This window comes from Mesoterricola sp. MK458 (genome assembly GCF_055384935.1).
In genome coordinates this window covers 3,981,099-4,003,276 of sequence record NZ_AP045075.1, presented here as the reverse complement: position 1 = coordinate 4,003,276, position 22,178 = coordinate 3,981,099, and the positions used below count along the sequence as shown (strand labels likewise).

Annotated in this window: 19 protein-coding genes; 8 read left to right on the top strand and 11 right to left on the bottom strand. The window is 68.5% G+C overall.

The annotated features are described in order from the left end of the window. Positions 1-11 precede the first annotated feature (11 nt). The gene (locus ACZ5LB_RS17550) at positions 12-740 is read right to left on the bottom strand and encodes a phosphatase PAP2-related protein (protein ID WP_464603499.1); all 729 of its coding nucleotides are present in this window, start codon (positions 738-740) and stop codon (positions 12-14) included. Positions 741-2,016: 1,276 nt separating this feature from the next. Between ACZ5LB_RS17550 and ACZ5LB_RS17545 the strand changes: the two genes are divergently transcribed. Beyond that, complete coding sequence (locus tag ACZ5LB_RS17545) at positions 2,017-2,505, top strand: hypothetical protein (RefSeq protein WP_464603498.1); 489 nt, start codon at positions 2,017-2,019, stop codon at positions 2,503-2,505. Here the strand turns inward: ACZ5LB_RS17545 and ACZ5LB_RS17540 are convergent. Continuing rightward, complete coding sequence (locus ACZ5LB_RS17540) at positions 2,502-3,524, bottom strand: WD40 repeat domain-containing protein (RefSeq protein WP_464603497.1); 1,023 nt, start codon at positions 3,522-3,524, stop codon at positions 2,502-2,504. The two genes, ACZ5LB_RS17545 and ACZ5LB_RS17540, sit on opposite strands and share 4 nt — an antisense overlap. Before the next feature lie 108 nt (positions 3,525-3,632). Here ACZ5LB_RS17540 and ACZ5LB_RS17535 point away from each other — a divergent pair, with 108 nt between their 5' ends. Both ACZ5LB_RS17535 and ACZ5LB_RS17530 read left to right on the top strand, forming a co-directional pair. Further along, positions 3,633-4,166: a hypothetical protein gene (locus ACZ5LB_RS17535; RefSeq protein ID WP_464603496.1), complete on the top strand. Its 534-nt coding sequence runs from the start codon at positions 3,633-3,635 to the stop codon at positions 4,164-4,166. Then, positions 4,163-4,984, top strand: a complete 822-nt coding sequence (locus tag ACZ5LB_RS17530) for an arylamine N-acetyltransferase family protein (RefSeq protein WP_464603495.1) — start codon at positions 4,163-4,165, stop codon at positions 4,982-4,984. The genes ACZ5LB_RS17535 and ACZ5LB_RS17530 overlap by 4 nt, the downstream gene beginning before the upstream one ends. Here the strand turns inward: ACZ5LB_RS17530 and ACZ5LB_RS17525 are convergent. Both ACZ5LB_RS17525 and ACZ5LB_RS17520 read right to left on the bottom strand, forming a co-directional pair. Then, complete coding sequence (locus ACZ5LB_RS17525) at positions 4,931-5,119, bottom strand: hypothetical protein (RefSeq protein ID WP_464603494.1); 189 nt, start codon at positions 5,117-5,119, stop codon at positions 4,931-4,933. The genes ACZ5LB_RS17530 and ACZ5LB_RS17525 overlap by 54 nt on opposite strands. A gap of 86 nt (positions 5,120-5,205) precedes the next feature. Next, positions 5,206-6,372, bottom strand: a complete 1,167-nt coding sequence (locus ACZ5LB_RS17520) for a trans-sulfuration enzyme family protein (RefSeq protein WP_464606332.1) — start codon at positions 6,370-6,372, stop codon at positions 5,206-5,208. Between the two features lie 279 nt (positions 6,373-6,651). Between ACZ5LB_RS17520 and ACZ5LB_RS17515 the strand changes: the two genes are divergently transcribed. Beyond that, a complete protein-coding gene (locus ACZ5LB_RS17515) occupies positions 6,652-8,394 on the top strand; it encodes an ABC transporter permease (RefSeq protein ID WP_464603493.1) in 1,743 nt (580 codons plus the stop codon). A gap of 8 nt (positions 8,395-8,402) precedes the next feature. Further along, on the top strand, positions 8,403-9,698 hold the full coding sequence (locus ACZ5LB_RS17510) for an ABC transporter ATP-binding protein (protein ID WP_464603492.1): 1,296 nt from the start codon (positions 8,403-8,405) through the stop codon (positions 9,696-9,698). Here ACZ5LB_RS17510 and ACZ5LB_RS17505 read toward each other — a convergent pair. Then, positions 9,685-10,062 (bottom strand): response regulator, encoded by a 378-nt coding sequence (locus ACZ5LB_RS17505; protein ID WP_464603491.1) that lies wholly within the window; start codon positions 10,060-10,062, stop codon positions 9,685-9,687. The two genes, ACZ5LB_RS17510 and ACZ5LB_RS17505, sit on opposite strands and share 14 nt — an antisense overlap. A 63-nt stretch (positions 10,063-10,125) precedes the next feature. Here ACZ5LB_RS17505 and ACZ5LB_RS17500 point away from each other — a divergent pair, with 63 nt between their 5' ends. Next, positions 10,126-11,232: an NADH:flavin oxidoreductase/NADH oxidase gene (locus ACZ5LB_RS17500; RefSeq protein ID WP_464603490.1), complete on the top strand. Its 1,107-nt coding sequence runs from the start codon at positions 10,126-10,128 to the stop codon at positions 11,230-11,232. Here ACZ5LB_RS17500 and ACZ5LB_RS17495 read toward each other — a convergent pair. Genes ACZ5LB_RS17495 through ACZ5LB_RS17485 form a run of 3 tightly spaced genes read right to left on the bottom strand, consistent with a single transcriptional unit; the run spans position 11,192 to position 13,596 of the window. Further along, positions 11,192-11,743, bottom strand: coding sequence for a DUF3501 family protein (locus ACZ5LB_RS17495; RefSeq protein ID WP_464603489.1), 552 nt, complete (start codon positions 11,741-11,743; stop codon positions 11,192-11,194). The genes ACZ5LB_RS17500 and ACZ5LB_RS17495 overlap by 41 nt on opposite strands. Beyond that, positions 11,740-13,125 carry a heterodisulfide reductase-related iron-sulfur binding cluster gene (locus tag ACZ5LB_RS17490; protein WP_464603488.1) on the bottom strand — a complete coding sequence of 462 codons (1,386 nt, stop codon included), beginning with the start codon at positions 13,123-13,125 and terminating at the stop codon, positions 11,740-11,742. Before ACZ5LB_RS17490 ends, ACZ5LB_RS17495 begins: the two co-directional genes overlap by 4 nt. 51 nt (positions 13,126-13,176) lie before the next feature. Then, positions 13,177-13,596, bottom strand: a complete 420-nt coding sequence (locus ACZ5LB_RS17485; protein ID WP_316413139.1) for a rubrerythrin family protein — start codon at positions 13,594-13,596, stop codon at positions 13,177-13,179. Positions 13,597-13,791: 195 nt separating this feature from the next. Here ACZ5LB_RS17485 and ACZ5LB_RS17480 point away from each other — a divergent pair, with 195 nt between their 5' ends. Further along, positions 13,792-15,318, top strand: coding sequence for a sigma-54-dependent Fis family transcriptional regulator (locus ACZ5LB_RS17480; protein WP_464603487.1), 1,527 nt, complete (start codon positions 13,792-13,794; stop codon positions 15,316-15,318). Here the strand turns inward: ACZ5LB_RS17480 and ACZ5LB_RS17475 are convergent. The 3 genes from ACZ5LB_RS17475 to ACZ5LB_RS17465 form a co-directional block, all read right to left on the bottom strand. Further along, complete coding sequence (locus ACZ5LB_RS17475; protein ID WP_464603486.1) at positions 15,308-17,425, bottom strand: S9 family peptidase; 2,118 nt, start codon at positions 17,423-17,425, stop codon at positions 15,308-15,310. The two genes, ACZ5LB_RS17480 and ACZ5LB_RS17475, sit on opposite strands and share 11 nt — an antisense overlap. Before the next feature lie 54 nt (positions 17,426-17,479). Next, the gene (locus ACZ5LB_RS17470) at positions 17,480-19,552 is read right to left on the bottom strand and encodes a PDC sensor domain-containing protein (protein WP_464603485.1); all 2,073 of its coding nucleotides are present in this window, start codon (positions 19,550-19,552) and stop codon (positions 17,480-17,482) included. Between the two features lie 87 nt (positions 19,553-19,639). Continuing rightward, positions 19,640-20,113: a hypothetical protein gene (locus tag ACZ5LB_RS17465; protein ID WP_464603484.1), complete on the bottom strand. Its 474-nt coding sequence runs from the start codon at positions 20,111-20,113 to the stop codon at positions 19,640-19,642. Between the two features lie 91 nt (positions 20,114-20,204). Between ACZ5LB_RS17465 and acs the strand changes: the two genes are divergently transcribed. After that, positions 20,205-22,175 (top strand): acetate--CoA ligase, encoded by a 1,971-nt coding sequence (gene acs, locus ACZ5LB_RS17460; RefSeq protein ID WP_464603483.1) that lies wholly within the window; start codon positions 20,205-20,207, stop codon positions 22,173-22,175. The last annotated feature ends 3 nt before the right edge of the window (positions 22,176-22,178 follow it).

Sequence of the window (22,178 nt, the reverse complement as noted above, 5' to 3'; positions counted from 1 at the left end):
ACCTGTTTGCTTCAGTCCGGGGCGGAGCATTCCCGTTCCGGGTCGTCTTCCAGTTCCCAGGAGGCGTTCCAGACCCAGGCAAGGGCGTGGCCGTACCGTTCGCTCAGCCGGTAAACACCGTAGGTGATGGAATACCCCGCGATGATATCGATCGAATAGTGGAGATGGGCCAGCAGCACCACGGCCAGGGTGAACAGGTTCAGGGCCAGGAAGACGCGGCTGGCCTTGCCGAAGCGCCGGGAGAAGAGGTAGAGGAGGAAGGTCGTGGCGATGTGGCCGCTGAAGAAGAGGTCCTTGGTGAGGTAGACGCCCGCGGCGTTCTCCCCGATGGCCTTCAGGGGATTGAGGATGGAAAGGAAGGCCGGCCACACCGCGAAGGGGTGGAGGGCGTTGATGTCGGCCCCGAGCACCGGGCCGATGCCCGTGAGGGGGATCATGAGGCCGCGCAGCAGGGAGAGGGCACCGTCCGTGACCACCAGGCGCACGAACAGCTGGCGGTCCTGCCGCCCGATCCAAAGGGCGGAGGGGATGTAGCAGAGGAGCCACAGCACGTAGTTCCACCGGGCCAGGGCCGGCATGTAGGGCATGTGGCCCAGGAGCAGGTCGGGCAGCGGCGCTCCGGGTCGCATCTCCCCGGGCAGGATCAGAAGCAGGGCAACGGCATGGCACAGGTACCGGAAGGCGAGCAAGCCCAGCAGGATCAGCCACAGAGGCCGAGGTCTGGTTTCAATCTTGTCCATGGTCCGTCCCGGGGGTCCGCTGGGAGGCCTGGGCCTTGCGGGGCCGGAACGGCGGACGCCAGGGCCATTCTATCCCAGGTCGCCGAACGGGGCGCCCTCCCCGGCGTGGAAGACCCGCACGGCGTAGCGGTCCAGTTCCCGGGTGGCTTCTCCGCACCGGCTTCCGTGGGCGAAATGTCCAGAGGTACATCACCGGGGCAAGCCGCGGCCCGATGGGCTATCAGCACCGGTCCCAACCCAGCGTTCGAGGGCGGGCCCCAGGCTGTGGCCCAGGCGATAACCTTTGTCAAATATTTATAATAATTCGAAATCTGAAAATACCGGTTATTAATTGGAATAATATACACAGATTATTCTAAAACCGCATTGACGGATTTGGAATATGGACGATTTTCTTGCAAGGAGGTGCACCCATGCACAACTACTTTAAATGGGTAATGATGCTGGCTATCTGCCAATCAGGCTTCACGCCTGCTTGGCCTTGTTCGCCTGGAGTGAATTGTTCACCGTATGACAGAACAGGCTGTCCGGTAAGGCTTGTTTTCACCGGGAGCACGTGCCTTAATGCCTTGACACACTGCCAGAGCGACGGCAGAAGAACGATCTGCTATTGCAGGGTAGGTCATGGGTTTGATCCTTCATTGTTCTATTAATAAATGGAGCCGCCATGCCAGCCGGACGAATCGCCCTGGGAACCCTTTTCGCCTTCATTGGAATGGCCTCTGCCTATGCCCAGGATGGAACAATGTCGGGGCCTACGTTCCGGTGGGAAATCCCTCACCAGGGCAAGATCCTGAGGTGGGACGGGGCCAAACGGATTTGGGAGCTGCCGCTCGTTCCACCCTTCTCATCCTCTGAACGGCCAATGGATGACAGTTATTACTTATGGGGTGAGGAAACGCTATGCCGGTTCCGAAGTCCGGGAGGGCTCGCTTGCTGGACCCAGGTTGGGCGATTGGCGAGGGATCCTGACGGGGCTGGGCGATGGGTCTGGTCCTCCTGGGTCCAGCTGCCGCCCAGGTCCACGCCCCTTTGCGCCCTGGGCGGGAAGCTCCTGATCGAGGTTGCCGAACAAAAGAAATTGGCTGGGAAGGTCACGCGCAAGCGCACGCTCACGCAGGTGAACGTGGAGACCCAGGGACGGGGCGTGCTCCAGGCCCGACAGCCCCGGTTGGGGCAGTGCTACCAGAGCACGGCCATTCAGCGCGACGGAAAGGGATACGTTTTCCTCAACACGGGCCGCGTCCTGGTCTGGGATCCGTCCGGAAGCGGTCGCGTGAAGACCTTGACGGAATATTTCTTCAAACCCATCAAGGACAAGCGGCACCCGATCCGGGCGGACGGTGCGACGCCCTACCCTGTCTTCCCCTCGGACCCCTTCTTCGACCAGGATGGACGCATCCTCTTCACGGTCACAACCCTGGTGGAGGCCGACAGGACCCATCTGCAACACCATGTGGACGCGGTCGAGTCCATCGAAGAGAGCGCATACCGGGGCTTCCCGAAGTCGATTCCAGACGGATTCGTCACCACGGAACATGCGAAGACGTTCTTCCTCTCGCTGGATCCAGAAACCGGATCGGTCGAGAGCCTGGACGGTGACAGGGTGGCGCATCTCTTTCGTCCGGATCCAGGCGCTCCCTTGTGTGCCCTGCGGTCCGGGACGGAAGGTTGCCGCTTCTGGGTTAACGGAAGGGGGAACATCCTCCCGCTTGACCTGGAGGGTGCCCTGAAATCCGCCGTGGCCGTAAAGCAGGGCGACTAGGACTCCCCGGCATGGAAGACCAGCAGGGCGTCGCCGTCCAGCTCCCAGGCGGCGTAGACGGGGGCCTGGAAGGGGCACACCAGAGCGAGGTGCTCGCGCTGGCCGGGGCCCACCGCGTCGACGATGTAGACGGAACGAGGGCCGAGAACGCACAGGTGGCCGCTGGCGGGCAGGACCTGGAGACCGGTGATGGGGCCCACGCCGGGGGAGAAGAGGCCGACCTCCCCGGTGAGGGTGTCCAGCACGTAGACCCGGTCGTCGCGCCCGGCCAGGTAGAGGTTGTAGCCCCGGGGACCGGCGGCCACCCGGTGCGCCCGCGCGCCGGGGGCGCACCGTCGCAGGGCATGGGCGGCGTCCACGGCGGGGCCGGGCGCCAGTTCCAGCTGCACCAGGGCGCCGGTGGCCAGGGTGGCGTACAGGGTGGGGTGCTCGCCGTGGAACGCCAGGCTCTCCACCTGGGCCTCGAAGGCGCCCGATCGCAGGGGCGTGGGATCGCCGGGGCCCAGCAGCCACGTTCGGATGGCCCCGGTCCCGGTGCCGGCGGCCAGGAAGCGGCCGTCGCCGCTGTAGGCCAGGGCGGTGACCCCCTGGATGGGCAGGCCGGCGAGGCGGCTACCCGCCTTGAGGTCGAAGCGGGCGATCTCGGGCGTGTCCGGGGCGCCGACGATGGCCAGTTCCGTGGAGGCGGCGTTCGGCTGGCCGGGACGGAAGGCGATCATCCGGGCGCAGGTGAGGCCGCCCAGGTCGACCCGGCCGAGGGTGAGGCGGTTGGACACCTCCAGGGCCGTGCCGTCCCGGATGGTGGCCAGGTGGACCCGCTCGGGGCACAGGTGGATGGCCGTGACCTCCCGGGCGGATCCCTTCAGGAACGGCACCCCGAAGAACCGGGCCACCGGCTGGACGGGGGGGAGCGAGGGCGGCTCCAGGGCGGCAGCGCGGACAGGCGTCCCGGGCGCCCCGGGCACGGGAGGGCCGGGGAGGGTCGCCAGCTTCGGAAGGTTTCGGGTGGGCTTGGACATCGGCCGTTCCTCAACCTGGAAGCATAGGCCGGGATTTCGGAAAGGCCGGTCCGAAAGAGTAATAATTTATAAATTCGGGTGCGCCGGGGCAACCGGTTACCATCCTGCATGGTCCCCGTGCTGATGCTCTTCCTGCTCCCGGTCGGCGGCGGGATTCCCGCCGGGGTGCTGCTGGCCCGGTCCCAGGGGCTGCCCTGGCCCGTGACGGCGGGCCTCTACTTCGTGTCGGACCTGATCCTGGCCCTGGTGTTCGAGCCGGTCCTGCTCCTGCTGGTGGAACTGGGCGCGAGGGTCCCCTTCCTGTTCCGCCTGGGCATGGCCATGAAGCTCACCATGGCCCGGGGCGCGCGGCAGGTGAGCGGCACGGGGGCCGGGCCCATCGGGCTGCTCCTGGTGGCTTTCGGGGTGGACCCCATGACGGGGCGGGCCGCGGCCATGGCGGCGGGCCACGGGTTCGTGGCGGGGTGGGCCTTCGCCATCGCCGGGGACATGCTCTACTACGCCGTCATCGCGGTGACGACGCTCCGGCTCAATGCGTACCTGGGCAACCCCACCCTGGCCATGGGAATCGTGCTGGGGGGGATGGTCCTGGTTCCGGTCCTGGTGCGCCGCGGCCGCTCCGCCCTGGGAGGAACCCCATGAACGACCTCTTCGACCTTCCGGCCTACCTGGAGCGCATCGGCTTCGCGGGCGTGCCCGGGCCGACGCCGGCGGCCCTGGAGGCCCTGCACGCGGCCCACACCCGCGCCATTCCCTTCGAGAACCTGGACATCCACCTGGGGCGGCCCATCCGGCTGGACCTGGCCTCCCTGCAGGCCAAGCTGGTGGCGGGGCGACGGGGGGGCTACTGCTTCGAGCAGAACTCGCTCTTCGCGGCGGCGCTGGGGGCCCTGGGGTTCACGGTGCGGCTGCGGGAGGCCCGGGTGCGGCGGGGCGCGGACGCCGCGGCCGGACCCATGGCCCGCTCGCACCTAGCCCTGGAGGTGGCCCTGGAAGACGGGCCCTGGCTGGCGGACGTGGGGTTCGGGGGGGACGGGATCCTGGGTCCGGTGCCCCTGGACGGGCGGGAGGTGGAACGCGCGGACGACCGGAACCGCGTGGTGCCCGAAGGCGCCCGGCAGGTGCTCCAGGCCTGGCGGGACGGGGAATGGAAGGACCTCTATGCCCTGGAGCCCGGCGAGGTCTTCCCGGTGGACCTGAAGGTGGCCAACCACTACACCAGCACCCACCCGGACTCGAAGTTCACCCAGGTGATCACGGTCCAGCGGTGCGCCCAGGGGGACCGGGCCTGGCTGCGGGGGCTGACCTTCACGAGGGGGGGCGTCACCCGGGAGCTGGAACCCGACGGGCTCCTGGGCGTCCTGGATTCGGCCTTCGGCCTGCGGTTTCCCCCGGGGACGCGGTTCTCAGCCCCCCAGGATCCTGCCTGGAAGCAGGAAGACGCCCCGCACCAGGGATAGGGCCCCCTCCACCGCGAAGCCCAGGATGCGCAGGGGCAGGAGCAGGAGCCACACCAGGGGGAAGAGGACGAGCAGGAGCAGGGCCAGGGGCCAGCAGATGACCAGCAGGATGAACCACAGCAGGACCTTGACCATGGAAACGCCTCCGGGACGAGGATAGGTCCCGTCCGGGAGGCGTTCCAGGGGTTGATCGGCCAGCGCAGGCCAGGGATCGGCGAACGCTAGACGTTGGCCAGGGCCTGGTCCAGGTCGGCGATGAGGTCCTCCACGTCCTCGATGCCCACGGCGTAGCGCACAAGGCCGTCGGTGACGCCGCCTTCCAGCCGGGCTTCGCGGCCCATGCTGGCGTGGGTCATGGAGGCGGGGTGGCAGATGAGGGTCTCCACGCCGCCCAGGGAAACGGCGAGGGCGGCCAGCTTGACGCTGTCCATGAGCCGGGCGCCGGCTTCGACGCCGCCCTTGACCTCGAAGGAGATCATGGCGCCGGGACCCGCCATCTGGCGCTTGGCGAGGTCGTGCTGCGGGTGGCTGGGCAGGCCCAGGTAGCTCACCCACTCCACCTTGGGGTGCTTCTCCAGCCAGAGGGCGATCTGCATGGCGTTGGCCTGGGCGCGCTCCATGCGGATGGAAAGGGTCTTGAGGCCGCGGCTGACCAGGGAGGCCTGGTGGGGGTCCATGCAGGGGCCCATGATCACGACCATGGCCCGGAGCTTCTTGTGGAGCTCCTCGGTCCGGGCGACGATGACGCCGCCCACCACGTCGGCGTGGCCGTTGATGAACTTGGTGATGGAATGCAGGACCACGTCGGCGCCCATGTCCAGGGGCTTCTGGAGGCAGGGGCTGGCGAAGGTGTTGTCCACCACGAGCAGGGCGCCGGCCTCGTGGGCGACGGCGGCCGCGGCGGCGATGTCGGTGACGATCATGGAGGGGTTGGAGGGGGACTCCACGTAGACGACCTTGGTGTTGGGCCGGATGGCGGCCTTGAGGGCGGCCAGGTCGTTGGTGTCCAGGTAGGTGGACTCCACCCCGAAGCGGCTCATGTGCTTGTCCATGAGCACCCGGGAGGGGCCGTACACGCCGGCGGTGGACACCATGTGGTCGCCCTGGTTCAGGAGGGCCATGTACACGGTGGACACGGCGCCCATGCCCGAGGCGGTGGCGGTGCAGCCGAAGCCGTTCTCCAGCTGGGCGACGTTCTCCTCCAGGGCGCAGACGGTGGGGTTGCCGATGCGGCTGTAGATGAAGCCGGGGACCTTGCCCGCGAAGCGGTCGGCGCCCTGCTGGGCGTTGCGGAAGGCGAAGGTCGAGGTCTGGTAGACGGGGGTGGCGACGCTGCCCGTGGGATCGTCGGGAATGCCCGCATGGACCAACTTGGTATTGAAACCCATTTTCCTGGTGTCCAAGGTTATGCTCCTTTGCCTTGATTTTGACCGGGCCGCCTCCGTTGGTCCAATTTCCGGTATCAGGGTTGACCGGTTCATCGGGGGGGGGCATTCTGCCTTAAGAGGATTTATCCGGAAAGGAGGTATCGATGCTGAACGTGAACCCCATCGAAGAACCTCCTTTGTGCCGCCGCTGACGCGAAAACGTAGCACGCAGGCGACACACGTATGCAAGGATGCGGGAGCGGCGGGTGCCGCCCTGCGCCACTCCGCTCCGGATCTCCCATGCTCAACCGCATCATCGACACCGTCTGGGGTCAGGCCAATTCCCTCTTCTATCCGTTCCGGCGGCGCCGGTGGGTGGACCTGGTCGTCATCCTGACGGGGTGCGCCCTGCTCTTCGGGCTGGTGCAGCTCGGCCAGCAGTGGACCGGGGCCAAGAGGCCCGTGGTGGAGATCGACCTGTCCCCGGCGTCCCTGCCCCTCTACACCTTCTTCTCCATGATGCGGGGCCTGGCGGCCTACGTGATCTCCCTGGGCTTCACCCTGGTCTACGCCTACTGGGCCGCCAAGGACAGCCGCGCGGAAAAGCTCCTGGTGCCCCTGCTCGACATCCTGCAGAGCATCCCGGTGCTGGGCTTCATGCCGGGCCTGGTGCTGGCCCTGGTGGCGGTCTTCCCCCACAGCAACCTGGGGCTGGAACTGGCGGCGGTCCTCATGATCTTCACCGGCCAGGCCTGGAACATGACGTTCAGCTTCTACCATTCCCTCAAGTCCGTGCCCCAGGACCTCCAGGAGGCCGCCACGGTCTACGGGTTCACCTGGTGGGAACGGCTGAAGTGGGTGGAACTGCCCTACGGCACCTCGGGCCTGGTGTGGAACAGCATGATGAGCATGGCCGGGGGCTGGTTCTTCCTCATGATCACCGAAGCCTTCAAGCTGGGCGACCAGGACTTCCGCCTGCCGGGCCTGGGGTCCTACATGAGCGTGGCCGTGGAGAAGGGCGACACCACGGCCATGGTCGCGGCCATCGTGGCCATGGTGTGCATGATCGTGTTCCTGGACCAGGTGCTGTGGCGGCCGGTGGTGGTGTGGGCGCAGCGGTTCCGGGTGGAGGAGACGGCCCAGGGCGAGCAGCCCCGCAGCTGGCTCCTGAGGCTCCTGCGCCGGTCGCGGCTGGTGCGGTGGCTGGAGGTCCGCCGGGCCCACCGGCGCCACCTGGGGCTGGCCAAGGTGAGGACGGCGCCCCGGCCCCACGTAAAACGGCGCGTCAACACGATCCAGCGGACCGTGGCCAACGTCGCCCTCCTGTGCCTGCTGGCCGTCGTGGTTTGGGCGGCGGTGAGCCTCGTGCACTACCTTTCGGCCATCCCGGCCCGCCAGTGGGCCTGGCTCACCAAGGCCGGCGGGCTCACCCTGGTGCGGGTGCTGGCGTCCACGGCCCTGGGCACGCTCTGGGCGGTGCCCGCGGGGCTGGCCATCGGCCTCTCGCCGCGGCTCAGCCGGATCCTCCAGCCGGTGGTCCAGGTGGCGGCGAGCTTCCCGGCCCCCATGCTCTTCCCCGTGGTGATCGCGACCCTGGCCCGCTTCCACATCGGGCTCAACTACGGTTGCGTCCTGCTGATGCTCCTGGGCACCCAGTGGTACATCCTGTTCAACGTCATCGCGGGCTCCATGGCCATCCCCGGCGACCTCAAGGAGGCCGCCACCAGCTTCCGGCTCTCGTGGTGGCAGCGCTTCAAGGCCCTCTACCTGCCGGCCACCTTCCCCTACCTGGTCACGGGCTGGGTGACGGCCGCCGGCGGCGCCTGGAACGCCAGCATCGTGGCCGAGTACTATTCCTTCCACGGCGAGACCCTGAAGACCTTCGGCCTGGGGGCCACCGTGAGCCAGGCCGCCTACGAGCGCAACCTGACCCTGCTGGCCGCGGGCGTCCTGCTCATGTCCGCCATCGTGGTGGTCTTCAACCGCCTGGTGTGGAAGCCCACCTACCAGCTTGCCCACACCCGCTATTCCCTGACGAAGTGAGGTCGACCATGGCCCTCGATCCCAACGCCCAGCCCATCCTCGAACTCCGGGGCATCCAGAAATCCTTCGACCGGGGCACCGGCGTGCCCCTGCGCGTGCTGGAGGACATCAACCTGGACATCCGCCCCAACGAAGTCATCTGCCTGATCGGGCCTTCGGGGTGCGGGAAGTCCACCATCATGCGGATCTTCGCGGGGCTCATCGAGCCCACCCAGGGGCAGGTGCGCTACCGGGGCCAGAAGCAGGCCGGACTGAATTCCAACGTGGCCATCGTGTTCCAGGGCTTCGCGCTCTACCCGTGGATGACGGTGGAGGCCAACGTGGAGAACGTGCTCATCGCCAAGGGCCTGGACCGGGCCGAGATCCGGGAGCGCACCAACCGCGCCATCCGGATGGTGGGCCTGGAGGGCTTCGAGGAGGCCTACCCGCGCGAGCTCTCCGGCGGGATGAAGCAGCGCGTGGGAATGGCCCGGGCCCTTTCGGTGAACCCCGAGATCCTCTTCATGGACGAGCCCTTCAGCCAGGTGGACGCCCTCACCGCCGAGGGCCTCCGGGCCGAGATCCTCGACATCTGGGACGACGTGGACCGCAACCCGTCGTCCATCCTCATGGTGAGCCACGACATCAAGGAAGTGGCCTACATGGCCGACCGCATCGTGGTGCTTTCGGCCAACCCCGGGCGCATCCGCACCATCGTGGAGAACACGCTCCCCCGGCCCCGGGACACCCGCAGCCCGGACTTCACGCGGCTGGTGGACCAGCTCCACGACATCATCACCAGCGCGGAACTGCCCGACATCCAGGTGAGCACCGTGGAGCCCTCCGTGGAGGCCGACATCGTCGAGCCGCTGCCCGGGGCCCAGAACGCCGACATGCTGGGCCTCCTGGAGCTCCTGGACACGCTGGGCGGAACCTGCGACCTGTTCCAGGTGGTCGCCCACACCCACGTGCCCTTCGAGAAGGTGCTCACCACCGTCAAGGGCTGCGAGATGCTGGAATTCGTGGACACGCCCAAGCGGCAGGTGATTCTGACGGCCCTGGGGCGGCGGTTCGTGCAGGGCGGCATGGACGAGCGCAAGCTCATCTGGCGGGACCAGCTCATGGAGCTCAAGCTCTTCCGGGTGGTGCAGGACATGCTGGAGCTGCGGGAGGGGTCCCTGGCCCGGGAGGAGCTGATCCGCGAGATCGCCAGCCGCCTGCCCATGGAGGATCCCGAACTCACCTTCGAGACCATCGTGGCCTGGGGGCGATTCGGAGAGCTCTTCGCCTACCGCAAGGAGCCCGGGGTCCTCACGTTCGAATAACCAAGGCGTCCGCCACGGCCTGGCCCAGGGCCCCGGGGTCCACGGGCTTGAAGAGCACCTCGTCCACCCCCAGGTTCTTCAGGCGCTCCACCACCTCCTCGTCGTGGTGGGCCGTGAGGACGAGGGTGCCCATGGCCTTGAGCTCGGCGTCGTCGCCCACGACCTTGGCCAGGCTCGTGCCGGGGCAGTTGGGCATGAGGAAGTCCATGATGAGCAGGTCGGGCTTGAGCTCCCGGAGGACCTTGACCACGTCGAAGATGCTGGTGGGCTCCACCACCTCCACCTCGTGGCCGAGCTTTTCCAGGCACTTGGCGGTGAAGGTACGGGCCAGCCGGCTGTCGTCAACGATCACGATCCTGGCCATGCCGCCCCCTTTGCACCTCCTCCAATGTAGCGCACTTCCTATAATCGATTTAAAGGTGACCCCATGAACCGGTTGTTCTCCCCCCTCTCCCTGCGCGGCGTCACCTTTCCCAACCGCATCGCGGTCTCACCCATGTGCCAGTACAGCGCCGTGGACGGCTTCGCCAACGACTGGCACCTGGTGCACCTGGGCGGGCTGGCCCAGGGCGGGGCCGGGCTCGTGCTCTCCGAGGCCACGTCCGTGACGCCGGAAGGGCGCATCAGCGCCGAGGACCTGGGCCTCTGGGACGACGCCCAGATCAGCCCGCTCGCTCGTATCACCGCCTTCATCCGGTCCCAGGGCGCGGTGCCGGGCGTCCAGCTGGCCCATGCGGGCCGCAAGGCCGGGTCGGGCGCGCCCTGGAAGGGCGGCAACGTCCCTCCGGCCACCTGGCCGTCGGTGGGGCCCAGCCCCCTGCCCTTCGACGAAGGCTGGCCGGCGCCGGCGGCCCTGGACGAGGCCGGGCTGAAGCGGGTGGTCTCGGCGTTCGCGTCGGCCGCGGCGCGGGCCCTGGAGGCCGGGTTCCAGGTGGCCGAGATCCATGCGGCCCACGGGTACCTGCTCCACCAGTTCCTGTCGCCCCTGGCCAACCATCGCGGGGACGCCTACGGCGGCTCCCTGGAGAACCGCTCGCGCCTCCTGCGGGAGGTGGTGGAGGCGGTGCGCGGCGTCTGGCCCGCGAATCTGCCCCTCCTGGTGCGCCTTTCCTGCACCGACTGGATCCCGGACGGCTGGGACGCCGACGGCAGCGTGGAACTGGCCCGCATGCTGCGGCCCCTGGGCGTGGACCTGGTGGACTGTTCCTCCGGGGGCATGGCGCCCCGGGCGGCCATTCCCGTGGGCCCGGGCTACCAGGTGGACTTCGCCGCCCGCATCCGCCGGGAGGCGGGCATCCCCACCGGGGCCGTGGGGCTCATCACCGGCCCGGCCCAGGCCGAGGAGATCCTGGCCAAGGGCGAAGCGGATCTGGTGCTGCTGGGCCGCGAACTGCTGCGGGATCCCCGGTGGCCGCTGCGGGCCGCCCACAAGCTGGGCGCGGCCACGGCGTGGCCCGCGCCCTACGCCCGCGGGTCCCGGGAACCGGTGCCCTTCAGAGATCCGCTGCCAGAGCCTGGCGCGTGGCCCCGGTGAAGTCGGCCCGGACCGCCAGGTCCGGGTGCTCCACCACCACGGCCGCGGGACGGGCCCCGTCGCCCACCGCGAAAAGGAGGAACTGCACCGAGCTGAGCTTGCCTTCGCTGATCTGGGAGGCGTCCCACCGCGCCGGCACCTTGCGGCCGTCCTCCAGGACCAGGGAGATGCGCTCGGGCAGGTCCACCCAGCGCCGGAGCAGCTCGGCGCGTTCAGCTTCGTCCTCGATCTCGATGAGCAGCGTGGCGCCCAGGTCGCCGGGGGCGCCCAGGAGGGCGTTGTAGGTATCGAGCTCGTGCACGATGTCGGCCTCGCGCACCAGGTGCTCGGCCCGCACCATCTCCAGGATCTGGTAGCGGACCGTCTCCCGGTTCTCGAACAGGAAGGTCAGGTGGGGGCCGGCGTGGACGCGGCGGAGGTCCTTGGCGGCCATGGCCGAGGCGCGGATGGGCTCACGCCCCTCGGTGTAGGTGACGTAGTCGAGGATCTCGTCGCGGGTGACGCGCTTCATTTGGACTCCACGGGGTTGGGAAAGCCGTCCTTGCGGTAGGCCCGGGCCAGGATGGTCATGGGGTGCAGGGCCCTGCGGCCCGCGTGCTGCTCGAACTGGATGCCGGCCAGGGGGCATTCCGTGGCCCACACTTCGGCGGCGGGCTCGGCCTTCATGCCCTCGAAGGCCTTGGTCCCGATGCGCCGGCTGTCCTCGAAGGTCTCGGACTTCATGGCGTAGGTGCCGTCGTGGCCGCAGCATTCCATGACGGTGTTGATGGAGACGCCGGGGATCTTCCTCAGGAGGTCCCGGCCCTTGAAGCCCACGGCCTGGGCCCGGAGATGGCACGGGGCGTGGTAGGAGACGGGGCCCGGGCTGGAGAGGAACTCCCAGCGGGCGCGCTCCTCGTTGCGGATGCTCCAGAGGAATTCGCCGGTGTCGCGCACGGCGGCGGCGAGCTTCTTGGCCCGCTCGCGGTCCTCGCCCTCCAGCAGTTCGGGGTACTCCCGGCGCAGCATCATGGCGCAGGTGGGGTTGATGACCACCACCTTGGAGCCGGCCTCCACGTGGGGCATGAGCACGTCCAGGTTCTGGCGCGCCTGGCGGCGCACGCTGTCCAGGTCGCCGTGCTCCCAGGCCGGCATGCCGCAGCACACCAGGCCGCCCACGCATCGGGCCTGGCAGCCGTTCTTCTCGAGCACCTCGAGGGTGTCCTTGCCGATCTGCGGATCGTTGTTCTGGATGTAGCAGGTCTGGAAGAGCACCACCTCGGCGCCGGGCTCGGCGGCCATCTTCCCGCTCTTTTCCGCCCAGGCCTCGAAGGTGGCGGAGGCGAACTCAGGGAGGTGGGCCTTGGGATGCACGCCCAGGGCCTTGTCCAGGAACCAGCGGTGGATGGCCACCCGGTTCATGGCGTTGGCCAGGCCGAAGCTCTTGCGGGCCAGGGAGGCCGCCAGATCGGGATCGCCCAGCACGCGGTCCCGGAGGGTGAAGCCTTCCTTGCGCTTGCGCACGGCCTGGTAGCGGTGCACCAGCTTGGGGAAGTCCAGGGCGAATTCGTGGCCCTCCCGCGGGGTGTAAGGGCACTGCACTTCGCAGAGCTTGCACTGGAAGCAGTCGTCCATGACGCCGTCCCGCTCCTCCACGGTCAGGGCGCGCACGTCGCCCTGGCGCTTTTCGTCCAGCAGGGAGAACAGGCCGGGGAAGGAGTCGCAGTACTTGAAGCAGAGGCGGCAGCCGTGGCAGATCTCGAAGGCCCGCTCCACCTCTTCCTTGAGCAACGCCTCGTCCCAGTAGCGGGGATCGGAGGGGTCGTACACCGTGGACGGTCCGGCCACATAACTGATTCGGTGGCCCGGGGTGGTCTCCGGCTTCTCGTGGTCCAGGGGGGCGTGCTCGGACATGGCGGCTCCTGTAAGGGCCGCCGCGGGGGGCGCCCGCGGCGGCGGCGAACGCTAGCTGATGCTCTCGAGCATCTTCTGGAAGCGGCCCGCGTGGCTCTTCTCGGCCTTGGCGAGGGTCTCGAACCAGTCGGCGATCTCCTTGAAGCCCTCTTCCCGGGCGGCCTTGGCCATGCCGGGGTACATGTCGGTGTACTCGTGGGTCTCGCCGGCGATGGCGGCCTTGAGGTTCAGGGCGGTGTCGCCGATGGGGAGGTCGGTGGCGGGGTCGCCGACGGCCTTGAGGTAGTCCAGGTGGCCGTGGGCGTGACCGGTCTCGCCGTCGGCGGTTTCCTTGAAGTTGCCCGCCACCTCGGGATAGCCCTCGATGTCGGCGACCTTGGCGAAGTAGAGGTAGCGGCGGTTGGCCTGGGACTCGCCCGCGAAGGCGGCCTTCAGGTTGGCGTGGGTCTTGGAGCCCTTGAGCGCTGTCATTGTTCTCTCCTCAGGAACGGGGGCCACGGGCCCTCGACGTTCAATCCATGGCAAGGGGAGTGCCACAAGTTTAAATCCCTGGAAGTCCTGGGGTAGCACAATCGCGGCGGGCGCCGGAAAACCGATATATCGGTGTTTGCACCGAAATTATCAAATTTCACCGAAATGACGGTAGACTTTCGACCCGGAGGTCCCATGCCCAACGCGACCCTCGATCTGGCCCAGGCCCTGAAGGAACTCGCCCTGGTGGCCGGAAGGCTGCCCCAGGGGGAGTCCTTCCTGCCCGCGGCCCTGGACGCCCTGGCGGGCATCGTGCCCTTCGACCTGGCCGCGGTGCTGCGCCTGGAGAAGGGGCGGCTGCGGGTGGTGTGCGCGCGGGGGCCGCTGGCGGGGGATCCCGTGCGCGGCCACACCCTGGACCTGGCGCGCTTCCCCAGCATCGGCGAGGCCATGCGCACGGGGCGCACCCGGGTCATGGACGCCCACGACCACGCCGAGGGCGACGGCGATCCCTACGACGGGGTGCTGGACCTGCCCCACGGCCACGCCTGCATGGTGGTGCCGCTCCTGGGCGGGGGGCGGATGCTGGGGGCGCTCACCTTCGACCGGGCCACCTGCGGCACCTTCGAGCCGTTCACCGTGAGCCTGGCCACGATCTACGGCCAGCTCATCGCGCTGACCTGGATGGCCCAGGAGCAGAGCGCGGACCAGCGGGAGCGCCTGGAGGCCGAGAACCGCCTGCTGCGCAGCGAGGTGGTGGGCGCCGACGACGCGGGCGCCCTCATGGAGCGCAGCCTGAGCCCGGCGTTCCGCCAGCTGGCGGGCCTGGCCCGGCAGGTGGCGGCTTCGGAAAGCGCGGTGCTCATCACGGGGGAGACGGGCACGGGCAAGGAGGTGCTGGCCCGCGCCATCCACGGGTGGAGCCGGCGCGCGGAACGCCCCTTCCTGCGCCTGAACTGCGCGGCCCTGCCCGAGCACCTGGTGGAGAGCGAGCTCTTCGGCCACACCCGCGGGGCCTTCAGCGGGGCCAGCCACGCCCGGCCGGGGCGCTTCCAGGTGGCCGACGGGGGCACCCTCCTGCTGGACGAGATCGGGGACCTGCCGCTGGCCATGCAGTCCAAGCTCCTGCGGGTGCTCCAGGAGGGCACCTTCGAGCCGCTGGGTTCGGACCGCAGCGTCACCGTGGACGTCCGGATCCTCGCGGCCACCAACGTGGACCTGGACCTCGCGGTGGCCGAGGGCCGCTTCCGGGCCGACCTCTACTACCGCCTCAACGTCTTTCCCCTGCGCCTGCCCCCCCTGCGGGAGCGCCGGGAGGACATCCTCCTGCTGGCCGAGGACTGGCTCTACCGCCAGGCCCGGCGCACGGGCCAGGGGCCCTGGCGCATCCCGCCCGGGGACGCGGCGCGCCTGGAGGCCCATGCCTGGACGGGCAACGTGCGCGAGCTCATCAACGTCCTGGAGCGGGCCACGATCCTCACGCCCCAGGGAGACCTGGACCTGGAGGCGGCGCTGCGCACCCCCGCGGGCGCCCCCCGGCCGGAGGCGCCCGGGGAGGACCTCCGGAGCGTCGAGCGGGATGCGATCCTGCGGGCGCTGTGCCAGTGCTCGGGACGGATCTACGGGGCCGGGGGCGCGGCCCTGCGCCTGGGGCTGAAACCCACCACGCTGCAGAGCCGCATGAAGAAGCTGGGGATCTCCCGGACCACCCTTATTTCGTGATCCCCATCTGCCGGAGCATCCAGGCGTATTCGAAGGCCTTGTCCCGCAGCCGGTCGTAACGGCCCGAGGCGCCGCCGTGGCCGCCGGGCTCCAGCTTCATCTTCAGGAGCAGCTCGTTGCCGTCGGTCTTCAGGGTGCGCAGCTTCGCCACGTACTTCGCGGGCTCCCAGTAGCCCACCTGGCTGTCGTTGAGGCTGCTGGTGACGAGGATGGCGGGGTAGGCCTTGCGCTCGAGGTTGTCGTAGGGGCTGTAGGAGCGCATGTAGTCGTAGGCGGCCTTCTCGTTGGGATTGCCCCATTCCAGGTACTCGCCGACGGTGAGGGGGAGGGTGGGGTCCAGCATGGTGTTCATGACGTCCACGAAGGGCACGGCGGAGTGCACGGCCTTGAAGAGGTCCGGGGCCATGTTGGTGACGGCGCCCATGAGGAGCCCGCCGGCGCTGCCGCCCTCGATGACGAGGCGGTCGCTGGAGGTCCACTTGCCGGCGATGAGGCTCCCGGCGCAGTCGATGAAGTCGGTGAACGTGTTCTTCTTCTTCATGAGCATGCCGTCGCGGTGCCAGGCTTCGCCCAGCTCGTCCCCGCCACGGATGTGGGCCACGGCGAACACCACGCCGCGGTCCAGGAGGCTGACGCGGTTGGAGTCGAAGGACGCGGGCTGCCCGTAGCCGTAGGAGCCGTAGGCGTAGAGGTACATGGGTGCCTTGCCGTCGCGCTTCAGGCCCTTTTGGTAGACGAGGCTCACGGGGACCTTCACGCCGTCCCTCGCGGTGGCCCACACCCGCTCGGACCGGTACTGGGAGGGGTCGTAGCCCAGCACCTCCTGGCGCTTGAGGAGGGTCTTCTCACGCTTGGCCATGTGGTAGTCGAACGTGGTGGGCGGCGTCACCTGGGACTGGTAGTGGAACCGGAACTGCGCGGAATCGTATTCGGGGGTGGAGCCGCCGGAGGCGAAATAGACGGGCTCGGACTGGCCGATCTCGTGCCACTTCCCGGTGGCGAAGTCCAGCACCCGGAAGACCACGAGGCCCTCGCGCTTCTCCCGCACGACCGCGAAATCCTTGAAGAGCTCCAGCCCCTCCACCAGCACGCCGTCCCGGGCGGCCACGAAGGGCTTCCAGTCCCGGGTGCCGGGGTCCTTCACGGGGACGGTGACGATCCGGAAATCCAACGCGTCCTTGTTGGTGCGCAGGTAGAAGAGGCCCTCCCGGTGGTCCACGGCGTACTTGTGGCCCTTCTCCCGGGGCAGCAGGACGCGGAAGGCGGCCTTGGGGTCGGCGGCGTCCAGGTAGCTGCATTCCCAGGTATCGGTGCTGTCCGCGCTCATGATCACGAACTTGTGGTCCTTGGTGCGGTACAGGCCCACGCGGTACAGTTCGTCCTTTTCCTCGTAGAGGCGGTCGGCCTTGCCGTCCAGGCCCATGCGCCAGACGGTGTCGCTGCGCTTGGTGACGGGGTCTTCCGTGGTGAAGTAGAAGGTGCGGTCGTCGGCGGCCCACTCCACGGACGTGACCCGCTGGGCGGTGGGCGCCAGCACCTTGCCGGTGCGGAGGTCCTTCAGGTGGAGGTCGTACTGGCGGTAGCCGGTCGTGTCGGTGCAGTAGAGGAGCAGGTTGCCGTCGTCGCTCACGGAGACGTCGGCCACCCCCAGGAAGGCCAGGCCCTTGGCCATCTCGTTGAGGTCCAGGAGCACCTCCTCGGCCGCCGCGGCGTCGAAGGCCATCCCGGGGCCCGCGGCCTTGCGGCAGTGCACCGGGTACTGCTTGCCCTCCTGGGTGCGCGTGTAGTAGTAGAACCGGCCCCGGCGCACGGGCACCGACAGGTCGGTCTGCTTGATGCGTCCCAGCATCTCCTTGTAGAGGGTCTCCCGCAGCGGCTTCTGGTCCGCGGTGAGCCGCTCGGTGTAGGCGTTCTCCGCCTCCAGGTACCGGATGACCTCGGGGTTCGTCTTGTTGCGCAGCCAGGCGTAGGGGTCGGCGATGGACTGCCCGAACCTCACGTCCACGTGGGGGACCGTGGGGGCGATGGGCGCCGCGGGCGCCGATCCGTGGGCCTGCGCCGCCAGCGTGAGGGCCAGCGCGAGAATGGGGAACCGGAACGACCTCATGACGTCCTCCTGCATGGCAGGATGCCTCACCTTGTGATGCTGCGCAACGGGCAATCACTGGATGTAGAGGATGGAGATGCCGTAGAAGGCGCCGGCCAGGGCGGGCCAGAAGGCCAGCTTGACGATGCGGTTGTCCTCCCGGAGCAGGAACGTGTCTCCGCCGAAGGCCACCACCAGGGAGTTCACGGCGACCAGGAGGATCATGCAGTAGATGACGAAGTAGTGGTATTCCACCAGGAGAAGGCCCTCGGTCAGGACGTTGTTGCGCAGGTTGATCTGGGAGACCACCACGGGGAAGAAGAGGGAGATGACCGAGCGCAGGATGTTGACGGCGTTGTAGCCGGTGGCCGCCACCCGTTCCTTGAGGCGGGTCGTCGTGAGGACCAGGGTGAAGAGGAGCCCGGCCACCACCAGGATGGGCAGGAAGGTGGCGATGAAGGGGCTGGTGAAGCTCCGCTGGAGGGTGAGGGTGTACACCAGTTCTGGGGAATCCTGCTGGCCGTTGTAGTCCTGGATGCCGAAGTTGGTGTTGTATCGCTGGTTGAAGAAGGAGAAGTGGCTCGACTCCAGGTCCCAGCCCGCCAGGCCCAGCCCCCTGTCGATGCCGGGAAGGGTGGAGGGGATCAGGAGCGTATAGGCCTCCAGGTCCGGCGTCAGGACGATGTTGGAGAAGGTGAGCCGGGGCCACACCCGGAGGCGCACGGAGCTCTGGTCGAAGGGGTAGTCCACGATGCTTCCCAGTTCCATGGGAAACACGCCCCGGAAGGGGTACACGTGGACCTCGGTGTCGCCTTCGTCCTTGACGATGCCCGGGCCCACGTCGCAGTTGGCTCCCTCGGGGAACGTGACGCCCCGGCCCTCCCGGGACGCGCCCTTTGGGAACTTCTGCCACACCTGCCCCGAGACCTTCATGCGCCCCGACCCGGCCGTCTCCAGCTGCTGGATGAAGATCCCCGTGGGGACGAACTCGGCCTGGACCTCCCGCAGGCCCGTGCCGAGCCTGGCGTACGCCTTCAGGAAGTCGTCCCGGCTCGCCTCGCTCATGACCGGCACCTCGTGGGTCCTGGGGCCCTTGGGGTCCACGTAGGTGAAGTGCCAGAGAAGCCCGGTGCCCGAGGCCAGCAGGATCGCGACCCCCGCCGAGAACACCCACAGCCGCCCGCCCTCGCGGGTGGGCAGGCCCAGGGCCAGGAACAGGGCGGTTGCGGCCGTCCCCAGGGCCAGGCTCACCAGGGCGACCAGGGTCCGGTTCAGGCCCGGCGGGGACAGGTCCAGCTCGGCCTTGAGGATCTGGAACCCGAGGCTCCAATCCGCCGCGGGCACCGGCTCCAGGAAGATCCAGGTGGCCTGCCCGGTGACGCTGCTGACGCTCTCGGCGAAGCCGGCCCTGCGCGCGGCGGCCGCCTGGGCGATGTGGAGACGCCCGGCATCCCCCATGCGCCGGGCCACGTCCTCCAGGGTCTCGCCGTTCCGCACCCGGGCATCCAGGGGATCGGCCAGGTAGGTGCCTTTGCCTGAAAGGAGGAATCCGTAGCCCTTGGTGCCCGGCCCAAGGCTCGCCACGCGTTTCTGAATCTCCTTGAGGCTCACTTCCAGCCGGACGATGCCCGCGGCCCCGGCAACCCCCGGAAGGCGCACCGGCCCGGAGCAGTGGACCCACAGGTCGCCGGTGTCCGGGTCCCGGCGGGGCTCGCCCCAGGCGGGCTGGGCCGAATCCCCGCCGGGGCGGGCCCATGCCAGGTCGTCGGCGGCGGCGGCGTACTCGAACGCCCGGATACCGCCGGGCCCCCGTTCCACGAAGGGGCCGCGCAGGCTCCCGGCGGGCCCGGGGCGCCGGAGGAGGACCCCCATGCGGGTGGCGCTCCGAGGAACCGCGGCCAGGGCCTTCCGCAGGCGGGCCCGCAGGTCCCGGGGGTCCAGGGCGCCGGTGGCCAGGTCCCGGCTGAGGGCGCTCACCTGTTCCCGCATGGGGACCAGGTCTTCCTGGATCTCCTGGGCGGCGGCCCGGGCCTGGGTCCGGCACGCATCCAGGGCGGCGGCCTTCGTCTCCCGGTCGTTGCGCTGGAAGCGCAACAACGACAAGGAAAGGGAGCCGCCCAGGCCGAACAGGCAAAGCCATGCAAACAACCGAACCGTTCCGCGGCCCACAGCGCCTCCACCCCATTGGGAAATCAAGACGCTTATATTAATAATCTATATTTTAGGCCGCGCCAGTCATTCCGGGTCCGATTCGGCCAGGGCCTCGTCCCCCAGGTCGGGGTCCACGCCCTGCCACCGCGCCCGGGCCTGGAAGGCGGGATCCTCCAGCCGGGCCAGGAAGGCCACCATCCGCTTGCCCCAACCCGAGGCGGCCGCGCTGCCGGGAGGCGTATGGACGAGCAGGTCCGCGGGCGCCTCCTCCAGACACAGTTGCACCAGGATTAGCTGTTGTTGAAAACTGCCGCCCACGGGGAGGAGGTTGGCGGAAAGGGTGTCCAGGATCTCGGCCAGGGGACCGTCGGTCCGGGCCGCCAGGGCGTCCAGGGCTTCGGAAGCCTGGTGGCAGGCCAGGGTGAGCTTCCGGTGGTGGCGCTCCAGTTCGGCGGGACCGGCCCCGGTGGCCAGGGCGTGGGCCACGTCCTCCAGGTGGGGGTGCAGTTTCTTGAAGAGCAGTTGAAGGGCCAGTTCGGCGGGCGTTGAATTTTCCATGGGCGAAGTTTGAATGACTTCAACATGTCTTGGGTGGAAAAAGTGATATACGATGTCCCACCACCCAACCTGCCCCCATCCAGGAGACGCCATGGCTCAGCTCCCCGAAGGCGAGTCCCATCCCTCCAGCGAGAGCTACCCGCCTCCGGAGAACCTGAAGCAGCGCGCCCACATCGCCTCCATGGACGAGTACCGGAAGATGTACGACCGCAGCATCCGGGACCCGGAAGGCTTCTGGGAGGAACAGGCCCTCAAGGAGATCGACTGGTTCCACCCCTTCGGCAAGGTGCGGGAGTTCGACTGGGAGTGGGGCCAGGCCCAGTGGTTCCTCAACGGCCGGCTCAACGTGTGCCACAACTGCGTGGACCGCCACGCCTCCACCCGCGGGTCCCAGACCGCCATCATCTGGGAGTCCGACACCCCGGGCGAAGGCCGCAGCATCGACTACCGGGAGCTCCAGCGCGAGGTGTGCCGGCTGGCCAACGTCCTTCGCCACCACGGCATCAAGAAGGGGGACCGGGTCGCCATCTACATGCCCATGATCCCCGAGGCGGCCTACGCCATGCTGGCCTGCGCCCGCATCGGGGCGGTCCACAACGTGGTCTTCGCCGGGTTCTCGGCGGAGAGCCTCCGCGACCGCATCAACGACGCCCGCTGCAAGGCCGTCATCACCGCCGACGAGGGCCTCCGGGGCGGCAAGATCATCCCGCTCAAGCGCACGGTGGACGAGGCCGTCATGGCCTGCCCCACGGTGAAGTTCGTCTTCGTCGCCCAGCGCACCGGCAACAAGATCCCCTTCTACCCCCAGCGGGACGTTTGGCTCCGGCCCGCCATGGACAACGAGCGCCCCTTCTGTCCCATCGAGCACATGGACAGCGAGGACACGCTCTTCCTCCTCTACACCTCGGGCAGCACGGGCAAGCCCAAGGGCGTGGCCCACACCACGGGCGGCTACCTGCTCCACGCCGCCCTCTCCCACCGGTACGTCTTCGACTACCACCCCGGAGACGTGTACGCGTGCGTGGCCGACATCGGCTGGATCACGGGGCACACCTACGTGCTCTACGGGCCCCTGTGCAACGGGGCCACGACGGTGCTCTTCGAATCCATCCCCAACTTCCCGGACGCCGGCCGCTACTGGGACATGGTGCAGCGCCTGGGAATTACCCAGTTCTACACCTCCCCCACCGCCATCCGCGCCGTGGCCCGCGAGGGCAGGACCTTCGTGGACAAGTACGACCGCTCCAGCCTTCGCATCCTGGGCAGCGTGGGCGAGCCCATCAATCCCGAGGCCTGGCGCTGGTACTACGAGGTGGTCGGCGAGAGCCGGTGCCCGGTGGTGGACACCTGGTGGCAGACCGAGACCGGCGGCATCATGATCAGCCCGCTGCCGGGCTGCACGGCCCTGAAGCCCGGCTCGGCCACCCTGCCCTTCTTCGGGGTGGATCCGGTGGTGCTGGACGAGACGGGCAAGGAGATCGAGGGCAACGGCGTATCGGGGCTGCTGGCCATCCGGAGCCCCTGGCCGGGCATGGCCCGCACCATCCAGAGCGACCACCAGCGCTTCGTCCAGACCTACCTGCGCCCCTTCCTGGGCTACTACATGACCGGCGACGGCTGCCGCCGCGACGAGGACGGCTACTACTGGATCACCGGCCGCGTGGATGACGTCATCAACGTCTCCGGCCACCGCATGGGCACCGCCGAGGTGGAGAGCGCCCTGGTGACCCACCCGGCCTGCGCCGAGGCCGCCGTGGTCGGCTACCCCCACGACATCAAGGGCCAGGGCATTTTCGCCTACGTGATCCTCACGGCGGGCTGGGAGGAATCCCAGGAGCTCATCGGCGAGCTCAAGAACGAGGTGCGCCACCACATCGGCCCCTTCGCCACCCCCGACATCATCTGCATCACCCCGGGCCTGCCCAAGACCCGGTCCGGCAAGATCATGCGCCGCATCCTGCGCAAGATCGCGTCGGAGGAATACACGGAGCTGGGCGACATCACCACCCTGGCCGACCCCACGGTGGTGGAGGACCTCATAGCCAAGCGGAAGACGCTCTGACCC